8 protein-coding genes are annotated in these 5,995 nt (G+C 47.5%); 2 read left to right on the forward strand and 6 right to left on the reverse strand.

Annotation, left to right across the window (positions count from 1 at the left end):
* Window positions 1–323: 323 nt before the first annotated feature.
* Together H8876_RS05175 and rdgB are read right to left on the reverse strand one after the other, a co-directional pair.
* Window positions 324–1,190, reverse strand: a complete 867-nt coding sequence (locus tag H8876_RS05175; RefSeq protein WP_177265449.1) for a YhjD/YihY/BrkB family envelope integrity protein — start codon at window positions 1,188–1,190, stop codon at window positions 324–326.
* Complete coding sequence (rdgB, locus tag H8876_RS05180) at window positions 1,191–1,799, reverse strand: RdgB/HAM1 family non-canonical purine NTP pyrophosphatase (RefSeq protein WP_249286829.1); 609 nt, start codon at window positions 1,797–1,799, stop codon at window positions 1,191–1,193. It abuts the gene before it with no gap.
* Between the two features lie 130 nt (window positions 1,800–1,929).
* Here rdgB and H8876_RS05185 point away from each other — a divergent pair, with 130 nt between their 5' ends.
* Both H8876_RS05185 and H8876_RS05190 read left to right on the forward strand, forming a co-directional pair.
* The gene (locus H8876_RS05185) at window positions 1,930–2,844 is read left to right on the forward strand and encodes a D-2-hydroxyacid dehydrogenase (protein WP_177265451.1); all 915 of its coding nucleotides are present in this window, start codon (window positions 1,930–1,932) and stop codon (window positions 2,842–2,844) included.
* Window positions 2,845–2,918: 74 nt separating this feature from the next.
* The gene (locus H8876_RS05190; protein WP_249286830.1) at window positions 2,919–4,253 is read left to right on the forward strand and encodes a Na+/H+ antiporter NhaC family protein; all 1,335 of its coding nucleotides are present in this window, start codon (window positions 2,919–2,921) and stop codon (window positions 4,251–4,253) included.
* On the opposite strand, the gene H8876_RS05195 is transcribed toward H8876_RS05190, so the two are convergent.
* The 4 genes from H8876_RS05195 to H8876_RS05210 are packed head-to-tail and all read right to left on the reverse strand — an operon-like array spanning window position 4,243 to window position 5,882.
* Window positions 4,243–4,734 (reverse strand): phosphatase PAP2 family protein, encoded by a 492-nt coding sequence (locus tag H8876_RS05195; protein ID WP_249286831.1) that lies wholly within the window; start codon window positions 4,732–4,734, stop codon window positions 4,243–4,245. The two genes, H8876_RS05190 and H8876_RS05195, sit on opposite strands and share 11 nt — an antisense overlap.
* A gap of 26 nt (window positions 4,735–4,760) precedes the next feature.
* The gene (gene crcB / locus H8876_RS05200; RefSeq protein WP_177265454.1) at window positions 4,761–5,141 is read right to left on the reverse strand and encodes a fluoride efflux transporter CrcB; all 381 of its coding nucleotides are present in this window, start codon (window positions 5,139–5,141) and stop codon (window positions 4,761–4,763) included.
* Between the two features lie 3 nt (window positions 5,142–5,144).
* Window positions 5,145–5,444, reverse strand: a complete 300-nt coding sequence (locus tag H8876_RS05205) for a hypothetical protein (protein WP_177265455.1) — start codon at window positions 5,442–5,444, stop codon at window positions 5,145–5,147.
* A 3-nt stretch (window positions 5,445–5,447) separates the two neighbouring features.
* Complete coding sequence (locus H8876_RS05210; RefSeq protein WP_249286832.1) at window positions 5,448–5,882, reverse strand: hypothetical protein; 435 nt, start codon at window positions 5,880–5,882, stop codon at window positions 5,448–5,450.
* Between the last annotated feature and the right edge of the window lie 113 nt (window positions 5,883–5,995).

The following is a 5,995-nucleotide window of genomic DNA, read 5'->3' on the forward strand; positions in this document are numbered from 1 at the left end:
GGCAGCGTCAGATGTGTATAAGAGACAGCCTGCCGAGCCGAGCTGACAATGATTATCGCATTTCCGTTTGCCATAGTCAAGTCCTCCTCCCACAGTTTGTATGCAAAGAAGATACAACTCACCCTTACCCCCCCCATATATGTGATAATATTATAGCAGATTTCCCCAAAATATCAAGTAGTTTTCAGAATACTACTCTCCACTCAAACAAATACGATGAAATTTCCCAGTATGATACTCCTGGAAATGTGTTCCTTTTCGTATATTTGGCAAAAAAAGAATCCCAGACTCAGGATTCTTCATACGCTATATCAAATTCTTTTTCACCGTCTAAGATAATAATCCGGATAGCCGGTCCAGCCGCCTTTCGTATCTGCCCACACCTTGTTGCACAACACGCCCAAAAGCAGCACCCAGGCCAGCAGGAAAAACCAGATCAGGATAGCTATGACCGATGAGAGTGCACCATAGAGCAAGTCATAGTCTGCCAGCGAAGTCGCATACTTTGCATAAAACGCTGTAACGACCAAGATCCCGGCCGACGCGAAGATGCTCCCCGGAATGATCTGCCGAAATTTCACTTTCTCCGTTGGCAGAATGTAATAATTGTAACTGATCATCAGAAAATACAATGCGAATCCGATGAGCCACCGCAGCCACATCCAGATACTGTCCTCATACTTCGCAGCATCTATCTTTAACAGGCCAAGGACCATTTCTAAAATCAATTCACCATAAACAAGGATCACGATGGCAAACACGACCGTAATAATAGTCACGATCATGGTACGAATTGAACGGATCCTCTCTACAAAGTAATTTCTTCCTGTGCTCTGTCCACCAGTCATCGTATAATTGGTGATCCGCATGATAGAAAAGGATGCCCGTGATCCCGCCCACAGAGCGATCACCAGAAAAATGATATTCCCGTATCCGGCCGAAGAAAACTCAAACAATTTTTCCATGATCGTCGGGATCTTATGCCCTGTATAAGATTCAAACAGGCTCAATGCTGATGCGATAGAAATATCAAACACACCCAGGATCTGTGTGACCAGCAGGATGATCGGCACGATGGAAAGCAGCAGATAAAATGCGATCTGCGCCGCAAATCCCTGATAGTATGGATCCTGCAGCTGCTTGAATCCCAGTATGAACATATTCCGAAGTCTGACTCCAAATCTCGCCACTTAACGTTTCTCCTCTCGATTCTGCAGCTCCTCACGCAGCTTCTGCAAAGCACGGGCTCTGTGGCTGATCCTGTTTTTCAGCTCCGAGTCCAGCTCGCCAAACGTATTCTCGTAGCCCAATGGAACGAACAGCGGATCGTATCCAAAACCATGATTTCCCTTCTCCTCCAGCACGAGGTGTCCTTCTACTTCCCCTCTGGCCACCAGGCTTTCTCCATCAGGGGACACCATAGTGATAACCGAGACGAATCTACCCGTTCGCTTCTCATACGGTACGTCTTTGATCAGATCGATCAGTTTCCGGTTATTTGCTTCGTCGTCTCCGTCTTCTCCTGCAAAGCGTGCAGAGTAAACTCCCGGCGCGCCGTCAAGGCAGTCCACCTCAAGCCCCGAGTCATCAGCAATAGTGATCTTCCCGCAGAGCTTCATGATCTCATATGCCTTCTTATAAGAATTCTCTTCAAATGTAGTTCCATCCTCTACGATTTCAATATCCGGCACGCCCGCTTCATCGCGAGAAATGATATCCATGCCGAATTCTTTTGTGATGGCTTCGATTTCTACAATTTTATGTTTATTTTGTGTCGCTGCGACAATCGTATGCTTCATTTCATATTCTCCCGTACAATGTGTATAGTTGGTGTTAATTATACCATGGATTTCCTAGACTTTCCATAATTTATAGTGTAAAATGTTTCTCATGAATGTCAAATCGCAAGATGCGGAGGTAGTGAAAAAGATGAACATCGTAATTTTTGACGGCTATACCATCAATCCCGGCGACCTTAGCTGGGACAAGCTGGACGCCCTGTGCGACAAACTGACCGTCTTCGATTCCACATCAGAAGACAAGGCTCTTTCCCGCCTGACGGGAAATGAGATCCTCATGACCAGTAAATGTCCCATCACACGCGAACTGATGGAAAACAGCCCGCAGCTGAAATACATCGGCTGCACAGCGACCGGCTACAACAACATCGATGTAGAAGCAGCTGCTGATCTGGGGATCGCTGTTACCAACATCCCTGCTTATTCTACAGATGCCGTTGCACAGCATACCATCGCTCTCATGCTGGAGCTTTCTAATCATGTGGGGCTGCACAATGCGTCCGTGCAGGATGGACAATGGTCTGACAACGAGTATTTCTGCTACTGGAAAAAATCCGTTACCCTTCTCACCGGGAAATCACTTGGTATCATAGGTTACGGTGCTATCGGCAAACGAGTTGCCCAGATCGCCCGCGCCCTTGGCATGGAAATCAATATTTTCAGCCAGGATCCAGCCGGCGCCATGAAATCCGATTTCGTATCACTTCACTGTCCGCTGACAAGAGAAAACCGGCATATGGTCAACACTGAATTCCTGGTCAATATGAAACCCGGCGCCATTCTCATCAACACGGCAAGGGGAGGCCTTGTGGATGAACGCGCATTAGCGGATGCCATAAAAGCAGGATTCATAGCGGGTGCTGCGCTGGATGTCCTGGAACAGGAGCCCCCTGCGAAGGACTGCCCTCTCATTGGACTTGACAACTGTATCATCACCCCGCATATTGCGTGGTCACCGAAGGAAATGCGTCAGGCTGTTATCGACATCCTGGCAGAAAATCTGGAAAGCTGGCTTACCGGCGGGATGAAAAACCGGGTAGACTGATCCTCAGGATCAATGCCTGCACTCATCATCATTTATTATTTACAATTTTATTATTTTCAGGAGGAAATTCCATCATGAAACATCGAATTTTCGCACTGCTGCCGTTCTTTGTCTTTGTTGTGATCTTCGCCGGAGCCGGCATTATCAGCAAGGACTTTTACAGCATGCCTGCGTATGTTGCCTTTCTTATTGCTCTGTTCATAGGATTTCTGCAAAACAAAAAACTCTCTTTTAACGACAAGCTTGCAATCGTTGCCAAGGGGGCCGGAGATGTGAACATCATCACCATGGTGCTGATTTTTCTGGTTGCCGGAGCGTTTTCCGGAATCGTCACAGCTGCAGGAGGCGTAGAAAGCACAGTAAACCTGGGGCTTTCCATCATACCGCCACAGTTTATGGTAGTTGGCCTTTTTATTATCGGCTGCTTTATATCCATTTCCATGGGAACTTCCATGGGAACCATCACCGCACTGGCTCCTATCGCACTGGGCGTATCACAGCAGACCAGCTTTCCTGTTTCGATCTGTGTTGGAGCTGTTGTATGCGGCGCCATGTTTGGAGACAACCTCTCCTTTATTTCCGATACGACGATCGCGGCTGTAAGGACACAGGGCTGCAAAATGAACGATAAATTCAAACAGAATTTCTTTATCGTACTGCCGGCAGCTATCGTGACGATCATCATCTTCTTCCTTACAACACGCCATCTGAGCTATACGGTAGAAGTAGGCGATTACAACTTCTTCGAAGTGATCCCTTATCTGGTGGTCCTGATCGGCGCACTGATCGGATTTAATGTGTTCGCCGTATTATTCTCCGGCATCATTTTATCCATGATCGTCGGGATCTATAACGGTTCCTTTTCTTTTCTGGAATCTTTCGGCGTCATCGGAGAAGGTATGACTGGGTTGTTTGAGATCTCCATTATCTCCATCATCGTTGCATGCATCATCGCACTGATCAAGGAGAACGGAGGAATATCACTGATCATCGATGTGATAAAGAAATCTGTAAAAGGCAAACGTGGAGCAGAACTTGGTATCGGTATCCTGGTGCTGCTGGTAGACTTCTGCACCGCCAACAACACAGTGGCCATCGTGATTGCGGGACCTGTTGCCAAGGATATCGGAGATGAATTCGGTGTGGCGCCGAAACGGGTCGCATCCATTCTGGATATCTTCGCGTCCGTCGGTCAGGGACTGATTCCTTACGGAGCACAGCTTCTTACTGCTGCGGCTATCGTTAAGATCTCCCCGCTCGCTATTCTGCCTCACCTGTACTATCCTATCCTGATGCTGGTCAGTGTACTTTTGTTCATTGCATTCCGTCCGCAAAAGGATAATAAAAAACCAGTTCCCACAGAAGTGGAACCGGCTGAAGCGGAAGCAGAAACCGAACCTATAAAATAAACAGCAGCATCCCGCACAGGATCCCAGATACAGCCCCTGCCAGAACATCTTTTGTAAAATGAACGCCGCCCAGCACTCTGGAAACGGCCAGCAAAAGACTGCAGATCCCCAGAAAGATCCCCAGCGGATGACACGTGTAAAATACGGTCACAGCTATTACAAAAGCAGAAAACACATGCCTGCTGGGAAAAGATTTTCCCCTGGTATCTTTTCTGATCAGGGAAGGGGTATCAAAAACTTCATAAGGTCTCGGTGCATTGTAAAGATACCGAAATATACTTAATACTACAAAAGAAACAGCCGGAACGAGGATCGCTTTCCCCAGTTCCGGCTTTTTATTTACCATTAAATACAGCAGAAACAGCGGGTAGATGATATAGGAGATCTTCGTCAGGATCCGATCCGACCAGACCACATAGCCATATAAAACAGGACTTTTTCGGATCTTTGACAGCATAGATACATATGTTTCCCGCTTCATATAACTTCCCCTTTCTGCTCTCTTTATTATGCCTGCAAAATGCCTGCAATCCACTTTCCGCCCAGCACGCCTGCGACGCACAGCACAACACTTGCTATCGCATATACTGCAAAGGCCGCTGGCCGGCCGCTTTGCAGAAGATCCAGCGACTCCAGAGAAAAAGTGGAAAATGTCGTGAATCCACCGCAGATGCCTACCTTTAAAAAGAGTACCGTCGATGGATTCAGGATTTCGGTGGAATCTGCCGTTTTAACGACAATGCCGATCAGAACCGCTCCTAACACATTGATCAGCAGTGTATGATATGGCAAGCTGCCCTTTTGCAGGAACGGGATCATCCCCATCAGATAGCGGGATACCGCTCCTAAAAAACCGCCTGCGCCAACCGCAATACAGTTTAAAAACATATCCTATCCTTTCAGCAGCGCCTTGCGCAGGACTTTTTTCGGATCAGAAGCCAGCAGTGCGATCAGCCAGATGATCAGGCCGGACAGAACTACGATGATCCCCAGAAGAAATGCTCCTGAAGACGTATCGAAAACCGGACCGCCTTCCTGCAGATAAGCGATCACATGATCCACTGTCCACATCAGTGTTGCCCCCCAGTACATCAGACTTAAAAATCCCAGGCGATACCGGCGATCCGGCAGCTTCACATACCATACGAGAGTCGCCGCAATAGCTGCTGCAGCTGTTAAAATCAAATACATTCTCTATACCTCCTGCTCTGCACGTTCTTCCGTGTCCAGCTTCCCTGCAAGGCGTTCTGCAATCAGAGTCATCCCAAACCATACGCCGGTGATGACTACCGCCATAGTCGTTCCATAAAGCGCGATCTCTTTCAGCATCGGAACGATTTCAGACGGCGTCTGCATCGCCGTAAGGAACGGCGGCCACGGAACAACTTCCCCATGCCAGATATGTTCTACACATAAAAGTGCAGAACCGCCCCAAAGCATGGTGTTGAGCCATTTTAACTTGCGGCTCCAGGAAATCTTATGCTTCGGTTTTGTAGATTCCTGTATGCTCTGTGTATTCTCTATGTGTTCTACGGAACCGTGTTCCGCTTCCTTTTCTTTCTGATCCAGTTTCTTCTGCAGTACCGTCGTCACAACAGCTTCTGCTGCTGGTGCTAAAAAACAAGCCATCTTATTACCTCCTGTGTCTAAATCAAATTTATACAGTGAATTTACCTGGATTTCCGGCAAATCTTCAGTCCATTCAACTATACTACCTGTCATAAGCCGCTGTCAAGCTGTCT

The organism is Lentihominibacter faecis, assembly GCF_014306095.1.
Lineage (GTDB): Bacteria > Bacillota > Clostridia > Peptostreptococcales > Anaerovoracaceae > Lentihominibacter > Lentihominibacter faecis.

Excerpts from the sequence above, each read along its gene's own strand:
- H8876_RS05190 (WP_249286830.1), top strand. The coding sequence starts at position 2,919 with ATGAAACATCGAATTTTCGCACTGCTGCCGTTCTTTGTCTTTGTTGTG.
- H8876_RS05195 (WP_249286831.1), bottom strand. The coding sequence starts at position 4,734 with ATGAAGCGGGAAACATATGTATCTATGCTGTCAAAGATCCGAAAAAGT.
- H8876_RS05205 (WP_177265455.1), bottom strand. The coding sequence starts at position 5,444 with ATGTATTTGATTTTAACAGCTGCAGCAGCTATTGCGGCGACTCTCGTA.
- rdgB (WP_249286829.1), bottom strand. The coding sequence starts at position 1,799 with ATGAAGCATACGATTGTCGCAGCGACACAAAATAAACATAAAATTGTA.
- crcB (WP_177265454.1), bottom strand. The coding sequence starts at position 5,141 with ATGTTTTTAAACTGTATTGCGGTTGGCGCAGGCGGTTTTTTAGGAGCG.
- H8876_RS05210 (WP_249286832.1), bottom strand. The coding sequence starts at position 5,882 with ATGGCTTGTTTTTTAGCACCAGCAGCAGAAGCTGTTGTGACGACGGTA.
- H8876_RS05185 (WP_177265451.1), top strand. The coding sequence starts at position 1,930 with ATGAACATCGTAATTTTTGACGGCTATACCATCAATCCCGGCGACCTT.